The sequence below is a fragment of the Chryseobacterium nepalense genome (genome assembly GCF_023195755.1).
Lineage (GTDB): Bacteria > Bacteroidota > Bacteroidia > Flavobacteriales > Weeksellaceae > Chryseobacterium > Chryseobacterium nepalense.
This window is the reverse complement of record NZ_CP096203.1, coordinates 2296456-2310822: the sequence shown is the minus strand read 5'-3', so window position 1 is coordinate 2310822 and position 14367 is coordinate 2296456. Positions and strand designations below refer to the sequence as shown.

Genomic DNA, 14367 nt, shown 5'->3' with positions numbered 1-14367 from the left:
ATTTTTTTTGTTTATCGAGTTAAAAAGTTCTATTTTTGTGATAAATGTCATATAAAATGTCGCAGGAACAACAGATTGCCATCGAAGAAAGGTTCGCCAGAGTTTTTAATGATAAATCATTTAAAGAGAGACTTTCCAGTGCTGATTTTGAAAAATATCTCAACGCCAAAAAGAAGTTTACTTTCCAGAAGCATGATACGATTTTTGAGGACGGAGAAACTCCCAAGGGAGTGTTTGTTTTAGAAAAAGGAGCAGCGAAATTATCAAAATCGGGAGCATTCGGAAAAGACCAGATCTTAAGATTTATTAAAGAAGGTGATATCATCGGTTATCGTTCTTTGCTTTGTGGAGAAAACTTCCAGGCAAAAGCTGAAGCCATGACTGATATTGAGGCTACTTTTCTGCCTGCAGATGTTTTTATGTATCTTCTTGAAATAGATTCTCAATTATCTTTTGTTATGCTTCAGAAGATTTCCTATGAATTGGGCGAGTCTTCTAATACGATTACCTTCCTTGCACAGAAAACGGTGAGGGAGAGACTTGCGGAAATCTTACTTCTTCTGGAACAGAAATTAGGTGTAGATCCTGAAGGTTTTATCAAAATTTCGTTAACAAGGGAAGAAATCGCCAACATTATAGGTACGGCTACCGAAAGTGCCATCCGTCTTATTTCCGAATTTAAAGGAGATAATCTCATTGAAGTAGACGGAAGAAATATCAAGATTCTCAACCACGACAAATTAATGAAACTCGGTCACGTAGTTTTATAAAATCATACAAAATTGAAGTCGGCTCAGGGCCGACTTTTTAACTTTTAAATAGATACAATATGTCTGTTCATTCTGAAATTAAGAAAGTTACAACGGAAACCTTGCGCAAAATGAAATTTGACAAGGAAAAAATAACCATGCTTACAGCATACGATTATACCACAGCAAAAATGGTGGATGCCGGAGGGATTGATGCGGTTCTTATAGGCGATTCTGCTGCCAATGTCATGGCGGGCTTTGAAACCACACTTCCCATTACGCTGGATCAGATGATTTATCATTCTCAAAGTGTGGTAAGAGGTACAGACAGGGCATTGGTGGTTGCCGATCTGCCTTTCGGAACCTATCAGAGCAACCCGGAAAAAGCTCTGGAATCTGCAGTTAGAATGATGAAAGAAGGAGGAGCACATGCCGTAAAAATTGAAGGAGGAAAAGAAATCTCAAAATCAATTAAAAAAATTATCAATGCAGGTATTCCTGTGATGGGGCATTTAGGTTTAACACCTCAGTCTATCTATAAATTCGGAACCTATAAAGTAAGAGCAAAAGAAGAAGCTGAAGCAGAAAAATTAATTGCGGATGCGCAATTGCTTGAGGAATTGGGATGCTTTGCAGTGGTTTTAGAAAAAATTCCTGCGGATTTAGCCAAAAAAGTAACGGAATCGATCTCTATTCCTACCATTGGAATAGGAGCAGGAGCGCATTGCGACGGGCAGGTCTTGGTCTACCATGATATGGTTGGAATGAACAAAGGTTTCAGTCCTAAATTTTTAAGAAGATATCTTGATCTTTATACCGAAATTACAGGTGCTGTGGAGCAATACGTGAAAGATGTGAAAAGTCAGAATTTCCCTAACGAAAGTGAAAGTTATTAATTATGAATAATCAACAAACAATCCAGGGAGTACTTTCTATTGTAGCATTATTGTGTCTTGTAGTAGGCTGGTTTGATCTTTTCTCTCCCGATATCAATATATTGCTTTCCCGGAGAGTATTTTATGTGCTTATCGGAATAAGCTTTTTTCTTCAGGCTCCGTTGATGACGACAAAAAATTTTATGTATGCCATGTATGCAGCAGCAGGATTATGTGTGGTGGGGGCGCTTTTCCCGGTAGACTGGAAAATTTCCGGAATTAAAACATTAGGTCTTCTCGGAGGAATTATACTTTCATTTTCAAACAGACCCAATTATCGTCAGTAAAAAAATGGAGGAACAGATTGTGTATGAAGACAACCATCTTCTGGTGATCAATAAAAAAGTAGGGCAGCTGGTACAGGGCGATAAAACCGGAGATGATTCTTTACTGGAACTGATTAAAAATTTTATCAAAAAAAGAGATGACAAACCAGGGAATGTATTTCTTGGTCTGGTTCACCGTATCGACAGGCCCACATCGGGTCTGGTGATTTATGCCAAAACTTCCAAAGCTTTGTCCCGGCTCACGCAAATGGTAAAAAACCGGGAAATTAAAAAAACATACTGGGCTGTTGTTACCAAAGAGATGATTCCGCAGTCCCAGAGGTTGATTCATTTTTTAAAGAAAAACGAAAAAAATAATAAAGCCATCGTTTTCCCGAAAGCCACTGAAGGTGCAAAAGAAGCAATTCTTACTTATCATATCATCAAAAATCTGGATAATTATTTTCTTCTGGAAATAGACCTGGAAACGGGAAGGCATCACCAGATCAGGGCCCAGCTTTCAAAAATCGGGGCTCCTATTAAAGGTGATCTTAAATATGGTGCAGCACGTTCCAATCCTGATGGAGGAATAAACCTTCACGCCCGAAAACTGGAATTTATTCATCCCGTTACCAAAGAAAATATTGAAATCACGGCTCCCGTTCCGCAGAATGACGCAGTCTGGAGAGCATGCGAAGAATAGCAATCAATTAAATTCCGTAGAAATACTTATCGGAAAATAGTAGAATCCCTGTAATGGTTTTTGTTTTTTTAAGATAGTTTTACCTATCAATTTAAAGAACAATAATCATGCTTACACTTGGACAACTTAAAGAGGCAACCTGCTCAAAATCTGCTTACGCTTCGCAATTCTTACCGTATGTTATAGCAACATGCGATAAGTTTTCCATCAATACCCCTTCCCGAATGCTGAATTTTTTGGCACAGGTAGGTCACGAAAGCGGCGGACTGTTTTACACCGAAGAACTTGCCAGCGGAAGCGCATACGAGGGAAGAAAAGATCTGGGAAATACTCAGAAAGGAGATGGGGTAAGATTCAAAGGAAGAGGGCTTATTCAAATTACCGGAAAAGCCAATTATAAAGCGGTTTCACTTGCTTTAGGAACGGATTTTGTGGCAAATCCCACATTTTTAGGAGGTAAAAATGTTACGAAATGTAATGCTATTCAGCTTAAAAATGCAGCAGAAAGTGCTGGCTGGTTCTGGAATAGCAGAAATCTCAATGCATTGGCAGATCAGATTGATATTACCAAAAATATTGATACGGGCAACAACCTTGTTGTTTTTAAAAAGATTACCAAAGCCATTAACGGAGGATACAACGGTCTGCCCGACAGACTAAATCGTTATAAAGCAGGATTAACTTATTTTCTTTAATTGTAACAGACTATATTCAGACTGAAGATAGTCTTTATTTTTTAGGAGCTGTTTGTTTGATTACATCGAAAGCTATATTTTTTTTTAAGCTTTTTCCCGCTTTCGCTACTCGCTTTTTCGGATTCTTCGGCACGGCTTCGCCGCGCCGAAGAATCCGAAAAAGAGCTCAGACAGGCCGCTCAATCGCGGCTAGGGTAGCCGTCACTTAATTAAAACACTACAAAATCAACAAATATTTACCCAAATGCCAATTAAATTAAAATACACTCCATAATTTATGTTTCAAGCTTCGCGCAGCAATTTATTGCCTTTGCATCTTAAATAGAATTCCATAAAGAAAACTTTGCGTTTAAAAGCTTGGGAATTAAATAAAAAAATCAGTCATCAGTCGGAAAAATAAAATAACATTCATCATTTTAGCCATCCTTCCGTCAACAAAAAATTTTGCTCATTTCAAAAAAATGTCTACCTTCGTTTCAACTTTAGGGGTGTCTGTTTATAGCAGGCTGAGAATTTACCCTTTGAACCTGATTTCTAGATCATACTAGCGTAGGGAAAAGTGAAATGACTTTGCTGTACATTCTATTGTACAATGATGGGCATTCCTAAAGTATATAAAAAATTTAGGAATGGAACTCATAATCAACCACACTGTAAGAAATTTTGAAATACTTCCCCAAACACTGGAAGCATTACTTGCTATAGAGATTCCCCACAAAAGAAAAGGAATTGCCGTAGCACTTAATAACCGCATTATTCCGCAGTCATCCTGGCCGGAAACATTCCTCAACGATAAAGATTCAATTTTAATTATCACTGCCACACAGGGCGGTTAACCCACAATATCAATCACTATGGCTCATAACATCACCCGTTCGCCGTTTCCGAACTCTAAAAAAATCTATGTTGAAGGAAAAATACATCCGATCAATGTAGCAATGCGCGAAATAGAATTAAGTCCGACAAAACTATCCAACGGAACATTGGAACATAACCCTCCGGTTACAGTATATGATACCTCAGGACCTTACACCGATGAAAATTCTGAAATCAATATCGAAAAAGGATTGCCCAGAATCCGTGAAAGATGGATTTTAGATCGTAATGATGTTGAAATTCTCGACGGAATTACCTCAGAGTACGGAAAAACCCGCCTTGCAGATTCAAAATTAGATGAATTGAGATTTTCTTATAACCACAAACCCAAAGTAGCAAAAGAAGGAAAACAGGTAACCCAGCTATACTACGCAAAACAAGGAATCATTACCCCCGAAATGGAATATGTTGCCATAAGGGAAAACCAGAGAATCGAGCAGCTGGATTCCGTTACAAGCGAAATGTCTTTTCAGCATCAGGGAAATAGCTTTGGTGCAAAAACGCCAAAAAATAAAATCACACCTGAATTTGTAAGAGACGAAATCGCAGCCGGAAGAGCCATTATTCCGAATAATATCAATCACCCGGAAAGCGAACCGATGATTATAGGACGGAATTTTCTTGTTAAAATTAATGCCAACATCGGAAACAGTGCCGTTTCATCAAGTATTGAAGAAGAGGTGGAAAAAGCAGTCTGGGCCTGCCGTTGGGGAGCAGATACGATAATGGATTTGTCTACCGGAAAAAACATTCACGAAACCAGAGAATGGATCATCAGAAACAGTCCGGTTCCTATTGGTACCGTTCCGATTTATCAGGCGCTGGAAAAGGTAAAAGGTATAGCAGAAGATCTAACATGGGAAATTTTTAAAGATACGCTGATCGAACAGGCAGAACAGGGCGTTTCCTACTTCACAATTCACGCCGGTGTTTTATTGAGATATATTCATTTAACGGCAAAACGCGTTACGGGAATTGTCTCCAGAGGCGGTTCGATTATGGCAAAATGGTGTCTTTTTCATCACAAAGAAAACTTTTTGTACACCCATTTCGAGGAAATCTGCGAAATCATGAAAAAATATGATGTTGCCTTTTCTTTAGGCGACGGTCTTCGTCCGGGCTCTATTGCTGATGCCAATGATGAAGCACAGTTTGCCGAACTGGAAACTTTAGGAGAATTAACAAAAATCGCATGGAAGCACAATGTTCAGGTGATGATCGAAGGTCCCGGCCACGTTCCGATGCATATGATTAAAGAAAATATGGAAAAACAGCTGGAAGTATGTGATGAAGCTCCTTTTTACACGCTAGGACCATTGACAACGGATATTGCGCCAGGTTACGATCATATTACTTCAGGAATCGGAGCGGCAATGATCGGTTGGTTCGGATGTGCCATGTTGTGTTATGTAACACCGAAAGAACATCTGGGACTTCCGAATAAAGAAGATGTGAAAGTAGGAGTGATTACTTATAAGCTGGCGGCCCACGCTGCAGACTTGGCGAAAGGGCATCCTGGTGCTCAATACAGGGATAATGCGTTGAGTAAAGCCAGATTTGAATTCCGATGGGAAGATCAGTTCAACCTTTCTCTTGATCCGGAAACGGCAAGATCATATCATGATGAAACACTTCCGGCAGACGGTGCAAAAGTGGCACATTTTTGTTCGATGTGCGGACCAAAATTCTGTTCTATGAAGATTACCCAGGAAATCCGCGAATCTGCAGAAAAAGGAATGTTGGATAAATCCCAGGAATTCATCGAAAAAGGGAAAGAAATTTATATATGATCATCATTATCACTCCTGAAAAAATTGTTGCTAATGAAACTGAAGTCATCAACGAATTATTTCAGGAAGGTTTAGATCTGCTTCATATCAGAAAACCGGTCATGAATTTAGAAGAAATGAAGGATTTTATTCAAAAGATAAATTCTGAATTCCATCACCGATTGGTTTTGCACAGTCATTATGATTTGGCTGAAAGTTATAATATTTCAAGACATCATTTTAGAGAAATTGACAGACATAATGAGTTGTATAAATCTTTAACAGGTAAAACGATTTCGACATCTGTTCATGATATTGAAACTTTTAACGAACTAAGTAAGAATTGGGAATATGCTTTTATCAGTCCTGTTTTTCCGAGTATTTCTAAAAAAGGATATGGAAAAGATTCAGAAATTTTAAATGATATTAAAAAAAGAGATAACTCAAATGTAAAACTAATTGCGCTGGGAGGAATTCATGAAGATAATATTCATATAATTTCAGACAGCAACTTGGATGGAGTGGCTTTGCTCGGAGCGATCTGGGAAAATAATCAACCGATAGAAATATTTAAAAAATGCAGACAGGTCGTCCTTTTGTAATGAGTATTGCCGGCTTCGATCCAAGTGGTGGAGCAGGTCTACTGGCGGATGTTAAAACATTTGAACAGTTAAAAGTCCAGGGATTGGCTGTCTGTACGGCAATGACTTTACAAACAGAATCTGAATTTTTTGGAATTCAGTGGCAACCTTTAGAAGATATTTTAAACTCAATTCATGTTTTAATGAAAAACTATGATGTGAAGGCCGTAAAAATAGGGGTGGTAAAAGACGCGGAATTTTTAAATGAAATTATTAAGACAATCAAATTAATTAATACTGAAGCTAAAATCGTTTGGGATCCGGTTTTGAAAAGCACCTCTGAATTTTCTTTTTTTGATTTAAATACTATTTCTCAACTGGGAAATGTTTTGCATCAACTCGATCTAATCACACCCAACTACAATGAATATAAGGTTTTAAAAGAAAATGGGTTTTTTGAAAATCCGAGAAATTCATGTGCAATATTAATGAAAGGAGGTCATCGCGAAGACAATGTAGGAACAGATATTTTACTCGAAAACGGTGAAGAAATTTCAATTGAACCCCATGATAGAAATTGTGTCTACTATCCAAAACATGGTTCAGGTTGTGTGCTCTCTTCTGCAATTACAGGTCATTTAGCTTTAGGAGAAAATCTGGAACAGGCCTGTCGGAAAGGAAAGTTATACATTGAGAAATTTCTGGCAAGCACATCTGCTTTATTAGGATTTCATTCTTAAATGGACATTAAATGCTAACCTTTACTGAATGAATGCAGTTGCGATTTAAAACAATAAAAAAAAACTTAGCGCCTTTGCGTTTAAAAATAAATGGAAAAATTACAATACATCTCTCAGGGTTATACAAGAGAAGAACAGGAAACCAATATCCGGAAAGCGCTTGATAATGGTGTAAAATGGATTCAGGTACGCTGGAAAAATGCTCCCCAAAGAGATTTTATTACGCTCTGTGAAATTTCAAAAACATTATGCTCAGATCATCACGCTGTTTGTATCATTAACGATCATGTTCAGATCGCAAAAGATATTGATGCCGATGGCGTTCATGTGGGACTCAATGATATGTCAGTTGAAACAGCGAGATATATTTTAGGAGAAGATAAAATTATAGGAGGGACGGCTAATACATTTCAGAACGTTCTTCAGCGAATGGTAGAATCGTGTGATTATATTGGACTTGGTCCTCTCAGATTTACAACAACTAAAGAACAGCTGAGTCCGGTTTTAGGATTCAGAGGATATCAGAACATTGTCCAGGAATTACATGACAAATCACTTGCAATCCCTAAAATTTTTGCCATCGGCGGTGTGGTACTGAATGATATAGAATTATTACAGCAAATCGGAATTTACGGAGTGGCTGTTTCAGGACAGATTACGGAGCAGCCTTCTATCATTACCAAATTTACAACAGCATTACAATGAATAATCAAAAATTAATAATAGCAGACAGGACCTTTGAATCAAGATTGTTTCTGGGAACGGGAAAATTCGGTAACGTTTCCGAAATGACAGACTCTGTCATTGCATCGGAAAGCGAAATGGTAACGATGGCACTTAAGCGTATAGACTCTCAATCTTCAGAAGATGATCTGCTGAATGCCATCCAACCGACAGGAGTTCATCTTTTACCGAATACTTCAGGAGCGAGAACAGCTAAAGAAGCAGTATTGGCAGCACAGCTGGCAAGAGAAGCCTTGGAAACCAACTGGGTAAAACTCGAAATCCATCCAGATCCGAAATACCTGCTTCCGGATCCTATCGAAACATTATATGCTACGGAAGAACTGGCAAAATTAGGATTTATCGTAATGCCATACATTCATGCTGACCCTGTTTTATGCAAGCGTCTTGAAGATGCCGGAACTGCGGTTGTGATGCCTTTGGGAGCACCAATAGGAACCAATAAAGGTCTTAAGACAATTGATTTTTTAGAAATTATTATCAGCCAGAGTAATGTTCCTGTGGTAGTAGATGCAGGAATTGGGGCACCCTCCGATGCGGCAAAAGCCATGGAAATGGGTGCTGATGCGGTTTTGGTGAATACGGCAATTGCGGTAGCCCAAAACCCTGTAAATATGGCATTGGCTTTTAAAGAAGGCGTTATTGCCGGAAGAAGAGCTTTTGAATCCGGATTAGGAGCAATAGCACAGCATGCTGAAGCTTCAAGCCCGTTAACATCTTTTTTGTTTGACTAATATGTAAGTAAAATGAAAAGTTTTAAAAACATTTTCGATCAATACCAATGGGATGACGTGAAAGAAAAGCTGGAAAAAGTAACGCTGAATGATGTTGAAAAAAGCCTGCAGAAAAAAAATAAAACCATAGAAGATTTTTTAAATTTTATTTCACCTGTTGCTTCTCAGAAGTTAGAGACAATGGCAAAAATGGCACAAAGCCTTACTCAGAAGCGATTTGGTAAAACCATTCAGCTGTATGCTCCGCTTTATCTTAGCAATGAATGTCAGAATATCTGTACTTATTGCGGTTTCAGTCTGGATAATCTTATCAGGAGAAAAACACTTTCCGATACGGAACTGATGATGGAAGCTGCCGTTTTGAAATCCATGAGTGTCAATCATGTTTTACTGGTAAGCGGTGAAGCCAATAAAACAGTCGGTATTGAATATTTTCTGAATGCCGTACGGCTTTTGAAATCACATTTTGCCAATATTTCGATTGAAGTTCAGCCCTTATCGGAAGAAGAGTACCGAAAGCTGCATGAAGCAGGAGTGAACGCGGTTTTGGTTTATCAGGAAACCTATCATCAGGAAGTATATAAACAATATCATCCGAAAGGAAAAAAATCAAATTTTGATTTTCGTCTGGAAACACCGGACAGAATCGGAAGCGCCGGAATTCATAAAATAGGACTGGGAGTTTTACTGGGATTGGAAGACTGGAGAATCGATAGTTTTTTTAATGCATTTCATATTGATTATCTTCAGAAAAATTATTGGAAAAGCAAATATTCCGTTTCATTTCCGAGACTGCGGCCTGCCGAAGGTATTATAGAACCTAATTTTATCATGGAAGATAAAGATCTGCTTCAGCTGATCTGCGCATACAGAATCTGGAATGAAGATCTGGAAATTTCAATTTCGACAAGAGAGAATGAAAAATTTAGAAATCATATAATTTCATTAGGAGCAACAACAATGAGTGCGGCTTCTAAAACTAATCCGGGGGGCTATTCCGTAGACAAAGAATCTCTGGAACAGTTTGAGACCAGCGATGAAAGAAGTATGGATGAAATTAAAAATATCATTAAAAAATCAGGCTACGATCCTGTAATGAAAGACTGGGACTCGGTTTACAGCGGGATATAAAACTTAAAAAAAATCAACAATAAATTATTAATGAAAAGCGAAGACATCTTTGCCCGCTACAGCCGACAGATCTTTATCGAAGAAATCGGTCTGGAAGGTCAAAGAAAAATACTAAACTCTAAAGTTTTGGTGATTGGGGCTGGTGGTCTAGGCAGTCCGGTCATTCAATATCTGGCTGCTGCGGGAGTCGGAACTCTGGGTGTTACAGATTTTGATAAGGTAGAACTTCACAATTTAAACCGACAGATTGTTCACAATGAAAATACGATTGGTATTTCTAAAGTAAAAAGTGCTGAAAATTTTGTCAGAACCTTAAATCACCAGATTCAATATATTGGCATTGAACAAAAAATTGATGAAACAAATGCTGAAGACATGATTTCCGAATTTGATATCATTGTTGACGGTTCCGATAATTTTACAACGAGATATTTGGTTAATGACATTTGTGTAAAACTTCAAAAACCTCTGGTCTATGGAAGTATTCTCGGATTTTCCGGACAGGTTGCAATTTTTAACTACAATGGAAGCAAAAACTTAAGGGATATTTTCCCGGAGCCTCCTGTTGATGAAGATTTTCCGGATTGTGACAGTCTGGGAGTTTTGGGAGCTCTGCCCGGAATTGTCGGAAGCATGATGGCGAATTTAACATTAAAGATCATTACAGATCTTCCATTGCAGCTGAATCAACTGACTCTGATTGATACCTTACGCTGGCGTTTTCAGACTATTGATTTTTAAACAAAAATTTCAATATTTCACGGTGGTACAGGTAAATATTATTCTTAAGTTTTGGCTAAAGCCGTCAAGAAGTAATATAGAAAAAGCGGACTTTAGTCCGCTCCAATTGATAAATACCTTTTTAAACATTAAATATGATATGAACATTCATATTTAGTTTATTGTCCCTGCTGCATCACGCCGCTATTTTCTTCTTTCTTCGTCTGGTTCAGGATATTGGCATCTTCCTTAGCCAGCTTGTTTTTCGTTGGAATCTTATAATTTACGGATAATCCGAAGTTTCTTGTATCGTATTTACTTCTTATAAATACAGATTCTCCTGATGGCGGGTTTGAACGTACCTGCATTACCTGTCCGTTGAAAATATCATTCGCGAAGACAGAAACAGTCAGACGGTTGTCCATGAATTTCTTCGTTAACGTAAGATCAAAAGAATTGTTGAAAGGCTTTTCTGCTGTGAAGTAGAAATAACCAGCTTTAGGAGTTAAATAACTATAATTTGCCGTCAGCTTTATTTCTTTCGGTAAAATAATCTGCGTCATGAGATTGAAAATCCAGAAGCCTCTGTTATTCAGATTATCAATGTCATGTTTCTGGTATCCGGCATAAATGTACATGAAATTAATTTTATCAGGGTTAAAATTAAACTTCATAATTTCGCTCAGAGGTTTACTGAAGATCATAAACGGAACAGGCAACCCGACATTGAAGTTATGAATTCTCATGTCTGAAATATTAATCTGCTCATTAAACAGGTTCTTGCCGTCTTTCCTGATAATCTGCGCCACCTGATTTTTTGCAGAGCTCACACTGTAACCGATGAATGCATAATCGAAAGCCGAAATTTTCAGTTCATAATTATCGAAAATAGTAGGCTGAAGGTTCGGATTACCGGTTACCTGCGTATTCGGGCCCTGGAATGTTACGTTATTCGGGTTCAGTGCGGAAATACTTGGCAGGTTTATTTTTTTGTTATAATTCGCCGCTACATAGACCTGGTTCATCAGATTGTACTGAACACTGGCATTCGGAAATAATTTAAATTTATTAAAAGGAATAAGATCTGCTTCAATAAGGGTATTGGTTTGATCGTTATATCTTGTAATACCGGAGATGTCATAATTTTCTGCGCGGGTTCCCAATATAAAATCAAATTTTTTGAGTTTCGCCTGGAACTCCAGATAGGTTGCAGTTGTTTGTCTTGTATAATCCAGGTTGGTGATTCCTTTGCTTTCCGTATCGAATTCCTGATGCTCATATAAACCGCCCAGGCTTACTTTTCCACCGTCAAGAAGATTCAGTGGTTGAGAATAGTCTACTTTAAAATTAGCGACTCTCATATCAGAGGTATTATTCAGAACATTTCCCAAAGAAATCCTTGGTTCCCATAAACCGGTATCGGCATATTTTTTATCTCTGAAAATATTATCCTGGACAAACTTACTGTCGGATTTTGTATAACCAAACTGAAAATCCAGTTTTTGAGCCTTGTCTGAGAATCGCTTTTGGTAAGTAACCACTGCTTCCTGTCTCGTGGTAAGTGTATGGGCAGCATCGGATGCGTCAAAACTAAAATCTCTGTACGTAAATTGTTGCGGATTCGTGTTAGGAATCGGTTTGGCTTCCTGTCCGTCTCCGTCACTTAATGTGTAATTGTCATTGTTGTTATGGTAAATATCATAATTTACAAGCAACCGGTCCTGCCCCAAGTCAAAAGTCAGTCCCGATTTTGCAAAATATCCTCTTCCGAATCTGTCGGTATTGCTTGTTAAAAGATTATCCTGCTTGCCGCTCAGCATACTTTCACGATAATTTTGGCCGACATTTAATTGCCATCCGAAGATTTTATTTCTTGCATTTAGATTGAGGGAATTGCTCGTTCTGCTTCTGTATTTATCGTAATTTGTAAAAGAGTAGTTGCCGGAATAGGTCGCCGTTAAATATTTATTAGCATTTTTATTGGTGATGATATTCATGATGGCCCCTCCGGAAGTCGCCGGAAATTCTGCACCCGGCTGTGTGATTACTTCAATCCGGTCTACCGAATTGGCAGGCATGCCTTCCAGAAAAGAGTTCAGCTCATTAGAAGTAATATTTAAAGGTCTTCCGTTGAGGTATACGTCCAGTACCTTTCCCTGATACATCATTCCTGCAATATCGGTGGAAACAAGCCCGGGAAGTTTTTTGATACCTTCCAGGACATTGCTGTTATTCAGCTGCGGTTGTTCAGAGAAGTCGAAAATCGTACGGTCGGCTTTTTGCTCAACGGCTTTTTTAGTTTTGGTGATCGTAATTCCTTCAATTTGTTTTTCTTTTACCTGATTATTGGTCTTTTCTTGGGCATAAGTACACACCGTACCCAGAAATGATAAGGCAATAATTGTTTTTTTCATAATGTCTTGTCGTATCAGGTTAGACGCATGAAATTTATTTTTGTTACAGGGTAAGGCTTTATTTTATATACTTTAAAACAGATTCGGGTCTGTATTTGGGGCTTCTCTTCAGGAAATCCATGAAAAATGCGGTATGGGTGCCTCCCATCAGCAGTACGATGCGATCATTCTTGCTGATGTTGATTTTATTGAAGTTTGGGCCTGCAAAGAAGTGGCAAAGGCAAGAAAGAGCGTGGTAAAATGTATTGTTTTCATTGTTAATAATGACTAAATTCTCTAATGTGTGGAAGCTGCTTAAATTTTTATTTCAAAGAATCGAATTCCGTATAATCGAAATCAGGGGATGATGTGAATAACTGTCTCAGAACAGAGGCGTGCCCATTGCCTACAATTACCAGCAATCTGTCTTCCGGGTGATGTGGAATATTCTGAATATTTCTGAACATTCTAAGGTTCCTGTTGTACCAGTACAATGCCAGCATATCTGCACCGTCATGTTCTCTTAGCTTAAAATCGCCACTCAGGTATGCTCCGTATTCATGCTGATGGTATTCTTTCCCGTTCGTATATTTGAAAAGATCCAGCAATGATCTGAAGTTTTTGGGTTCCGAGCTTTTAAAGAAAGTATTGTACTGTTTTGAAACAGGATCATCACTTTGAAAGTCGTATTCTGCACTCAGGTTCTTGAAATATAGGGAATCGGTTTTGGCAAATTTTTCCTGCAGATCATCCAGCACCGAATTTGCATCTATGCTGTACAGCTCGTTGATCTTAAGCTCTTTCGCAATACGCATGGCCAGCTGATACCGCTCATCTCTTTTATCATTATGCTTGCCTTCCTTGTATTCTTTCAGCTTCTGATTGGCATTCCAGTTCGGAAATGCCTCGATGGCTATTTTCGTAGGTTTGAACTTTTTAATATACTCTACAAGCGCAGTGACTTCTTTTGCCGTTTTTGGAGATAGCACATCAACCTGATCCCCTTTTTCAGTTTTGTGGGCATCGAGATTCGGATAGTCAAAATGGAAGGATCCTACGACGAGCACCTGCGGTTTGGTACCGGAAAAATATTCCCCAGGCTTTTTCTGGGCGGTAATAAGGGTTGATAAACAAACCAGAAATGTATATAGTACTGTTTTCATAAATAGGGATTTAGGTTAATAATAGTCTGTACTGTTGCTGACAAAATTATTGTTTGTGGCCTGAAGACGAAATGCCATTTCGACCAACCGTCCTAAAACAGGTGCAAAATGAACTCATCGGGAAAAAGGGGCGGTTTGTCGAAGAAACAGTGTACATTTTCATAGAAA

17 protein-coding genes and 1 riboswitch are annotated in these 14367 nt (G+C 38.4%); of the genes, 14 read left to right on the top strand and 3 right to left on the bottom strand.

Features of this window, described 5'->3' with window-relative positions; genetic code table 11:
- Nucleotides 1–56: 56 nt before the first annotated feature.
- The 13 genes from M0D58_RS10065 to M0D58_RS10005 all read left to right on the top strand — a co-directional run bounded on the left by M0D58_RS10065 (nucleotide 57) and on the right by M0D58_RS10005 (nucleotide 10664).
- Complete coding sequence (locus tag M0D58_RS10065) at nucleotides 57–770, top strand: Crp/Fnr family transcriptional regulator (RefSeq protein ID WP_248388901.1); 714 nt, start codon at nucleotides 57–59, stop codon at nucleotides 768–770.
- Nucleotides 771–829: 59 nt separating this feature from the next.
- Complete coding sequence (panB, locus tag M0D58_RS10060) at nucleotides 830–1645, top strand: 3-methyl-2-oxobutanoate hydroxymethyltransferase (RefSeq protein ID WP_248388899.1); 816 nt, start codon at nucleotides 830–832, stop codon at nucleotides 1643–1645.
- A 2-nt stretch (nucleotides 1646–1647) separates the two neighbouring features.
- On the top strand, nucleotides 1648–1971 hold the full coding sequence (locus tag M0D58_RS10055; protein ID WP_248388897.1) for a hypothetical protein: 324 nt from the start codon (nucleotides 1648–1650) through the stop codon (nucleotides 1969–1971).
- 4 nt (nucleotides 1972–1975) lie between these two features.
- Nucleotides 1976–2653: an RluA family pseudouridine synthase gene (locus M0D58_RS10050; RefSeq protein WP_248388895.1), complete on the top strand. Its 678-nt coding sequence runs from the start codon at nucleotides 1976–1978 to the stop codon at nucleotides 2651–2653.
- 107 nt (nucleotides 2654–2760) lie between these two features.
- Nucleotides 2761–3348, top strand: a complete 588-nt coding sequence (locus tag M0D58_RS10045) for a glycoside hydrolase family 19 protein (protein ID WP_248388893.1) — start codon at nucleotides 2761–2763, stop codon at nucleotides 3346–3348.
- 474 nt (nucleotides 3349–3822) lie between these two features.
- Nucleotides 3823–3921: riboswitch (TPP riboswitch) on the top strand.
- A gap of 56 nt (nucleotides 3922–3977) precedes the next feature.
- Nucleotides 3978–4184, top strand: a complete 207-nt coding sequence (thiS, locus tag M0D58_RS10040; RefSeq protein WP_248388891.1) for a sulfur carrier protein ThiS — start codon at nucleotides 3978–3980, stop codon at nucleotides 4182–4184.
- An 18-nt stretch (nucleotides 4185–4202) separates the two neighbouring features.
- Nucleotides 4203–6014: a phosphomethylpyrimidine synthase ThiC gene (gene thiC, locus M0D58_RS10035; protein ID WP_248388889.1), complete on the top strand. Its 1812-nt coding sequence runs from the start codon at nucleotides 4203–4205 to the stop codon at nucleotides 6012–6014.
- Entirely contained in the window at nucleotides 6011–6595 is a 585-nt protein-coding gene (locus tag M0D58_RS10030) for a thiamine phosphate synthase (protein ID WP_248388887.1), read from the top strand. Before thiC ends, M0D58_RS10030 begins: the two co-directional genes overlap by 4 nt.
- Nucleotides 6571–7314, top strand: a complete 744-nt coding sequence (locus M0D58_RS10025) for a hydroxymethylpyrimidine/phosphomethylpyrimidine kinase (protein WP_248388885.1) — start codon at nucleotides 6571–6573, stop codon at nucleotides 7312–7314. Before M0D58_RS10030 ends, M0D58_RS10025 begins: the two co-directional genes overlap by 25 nt.
- 90 nt (nucleotides 7315–7404) lie before the next feature.
- Nucleotides 7405–8019 (top strand): thiamine phosphate synthase, encoded by a 615-nt coding sequence (thiE, locus tag M0D58_RS10020; RefSeq protein ID WP_248388883.1) that lies wholly within the window; start codon nucleotides 7405–7407, stop codon nucleotides 8017–8019.
- A complete protein-coding gene (locus M0D58_RS10015) occupies nucleotides 8016–8792 on the top strand; it encodes a thiazole synthase (RefSeq protein ID WP_248388881.1) in 777 nt (258 codons plus the stop codon). The genes thiE and M0D58_RS10015 overlap by 4 nt, the downstream gene beginning before the upstream one ends.
- Nucleotides 8793–8804: 12 nt before the next feature.
- Nucleotides 8805–9923 carry a 2-iminoacetate synthase ThiH gene (gene thiH, locus M0D58_RS10010; RefSeq protein WP_248388879.1) on the top strand — a complete coding sequence of 373 codons (1119 nt, stop codon included), beginning with the start codon at nucleotides 8805–8807 and terminating at the stop codon, nucleotides 9921–9923.
- A 30-nt stretch (nucleotides 9924–9953) separates the two neighbouring features.
- Nucleotides 9954–10664 (top strand): HesA/MoeB/ThiF family protein, encoded by a 711-nt coding sequence (locus M0D58_RS10005; protein WP_248388878.1) that lies wholly within the window; start codon nucleotides 9954–9956, stop codon nucleotides 10662–10664.
- 158 nt (nucleotides 10665–10822) lie between these two features.
- Here M0D58_RS10005 and M0D58_RS10000 read toward each other — a convergent pair whose 3' ends face one another.
- On the bottom strand, nucleotides 10823–13057 hold the full coding sequence (locus tag M0D58_RS10000) for an outer membrane beta-barrel family protein (protein WP_248388876.1): 2235 nt from the start codon (nucleotides 13055–13057) through the stop codon (nucleotides 10823–10825).
- A gap of 58 nt (nucleotides 13058–13115) precedes the next feature.
- Nucleotides 13116–13205: a hypothetical protein gene (locus tag M0D58_RS09995; RefSeq protein WP_248388874.1), complete on the bottom strand. Its 90-nt coding sequence runs from the start codon at nucleotides 13203–13205 to the stop codon at nucleotides 13116–13118.
- Between M0D58_RS09995 and M0D58_RS09990 the strand changes: the two genes are divergently transcribed.
- A complete protein-coding gene (locus M0D58_RS09990) occupies nucleotides 13191–13328 on the top strand; it encodes a hypothetical protein (RefSeq protein WP_248388872.1) in 138 nt (45 codons plus the stop codon). The genes M0D58_RS09995 and M0D58_RS09990 overlap by 15 nt on opposite strands.
- Before the next feature lie 31 nt (nucleotides 13329–13359).
- Here M0D58_RS09990 and M0D58_RS09985 read toward each other — a convergent pair whose 3' ends face one another.
- Entirely contained in the window at nucleotides 13360–14199 is an 840-nt protein-coding gene (locus M0D58_RS09985) for a DUF5694 domain-containing protein (RefSeq protein ID WP_248388870.1), read from the bottom strand.
- Nucleotides 14200–14367: the final 168 nt, after the last annotated feature.

Excerpts from the sequence above, each read along its gene's own strand:
- M0D58_RS10065 (WP_248388901.1), top strand. The coding sequence starts at position 57 with ATGTCGCAGGAACAACAGATTGCCATCGAAGAAAGGTTCGCCAGAGTT.
- panB (WP_248388899.1), top strand. The coding sequence starts at position 830 with ATGTCTGTTCATTCTGAAATTAAGAAAGTTACAACGGAAACCTTGCGC.
- M0D58_RS10055 (WP_248388897.1), top strand. The coding sequence starts at position 1,648 with ATGAATAATCAACAAACAATCCAGGGAGTACTTTCTATTGTAGCATTA.
- M0D58_RS10050 (WP_248388895.1), top strand. The coding sequence starts at position 1,976 with ATGGAGGAACAGATTGTGTATGAAGACAACCATCTTCTGGTGATCAAT.
- M0D58_RS10045 (WP_248388893.1), top strand. The coding sequence starts at position 2,761 with ATGCTTACACTTGGACAACTTAAAGAGGCAACCTGCTCAAAATCTGCT.
- thiS (WP_248388891.1), top strand. The coding sequence starts at position 3,978 with ATGGAACTCATAATCAACCACACTGTAAGAAATTTTGAAATACTTCCC.
- thiC (WP_248388889.1), top strand. The coding sequence starts at position 4,203 with ATGGCTCATAACATCACCCGTTCGCCGTTTCCGAACTCTAAAAAAATC.
- M0D58_RS10030 (WP_248388887.1), top strand. The coding sequence starts at position 6,011 with ATGATCATCATTATCACTCCTGAAAAAATTGTTGCTAATGAAACTGAA.
- M0D58_RS10025 (WP_248388885.1), top strand. The coding sequence starts at position 6,571 with ATGCAGACAGGTCGTCCTTTTGTAATGAGTATTGCCGGCTTCGATCCA.
- thiE (WP_248388883.1), top strand. The coding sequence starts at position 7,405 with ATGGAAAAATTACAATACATCTCTCAGGGTTATACAAGAGAAGAACAG.
- M0D58_RS10015 (WP_248388881.1), top strand. The coding sequence starts at position 8,016 with ATGAATAATCAAAAATTAATAATAGCAGACAGGACCTTTGAATCAAGA.
- thiH (WP_248388879.1), top strand. The coding sequence starts at position 8,805 with ATGAAAAGTTTTAAAAACATTTTCGATCAATACCAATGGGATGACGTG.
- M0D58_RS10005 (WP_248388878.1), top strand. The coding sequence starts at position 9,954 with ATGAAAAGCGAAGACATCTTTGCCCGCTACAGCCGACAGATCTTTATC.
- M0D58_RS10000 (WP_248388876.1), bottom strand. The coding sequence starts at position 13,057 with ATGAAAAAAACAATTATTGCCTTATCATTTCTGGGTACGGTGTGTACT.
- M0D58_RS09990 (WP_248388872.1), top strand. The coding sequence starts at position 13,191 with ATGGGTGCCTCCCATCAGCAGTACGATGCGATCATTCTTGCTGATGTT.
- M0D58_RS09995 (WP_248388874.1), bottom strand. The coding sequence starts at position 13,205 with ATGGGAGGCACCCATACCGCATTTTTCATGGATTTCCTGAAGAGAAGC.
- M0D58_RS09985 (WP_248388870.1), bottom strand. The coding sequence starts at position 14,199 with ATGAAAACAGTACTATATACATTTCTGGTTTGTTTATCAACCCTTATT.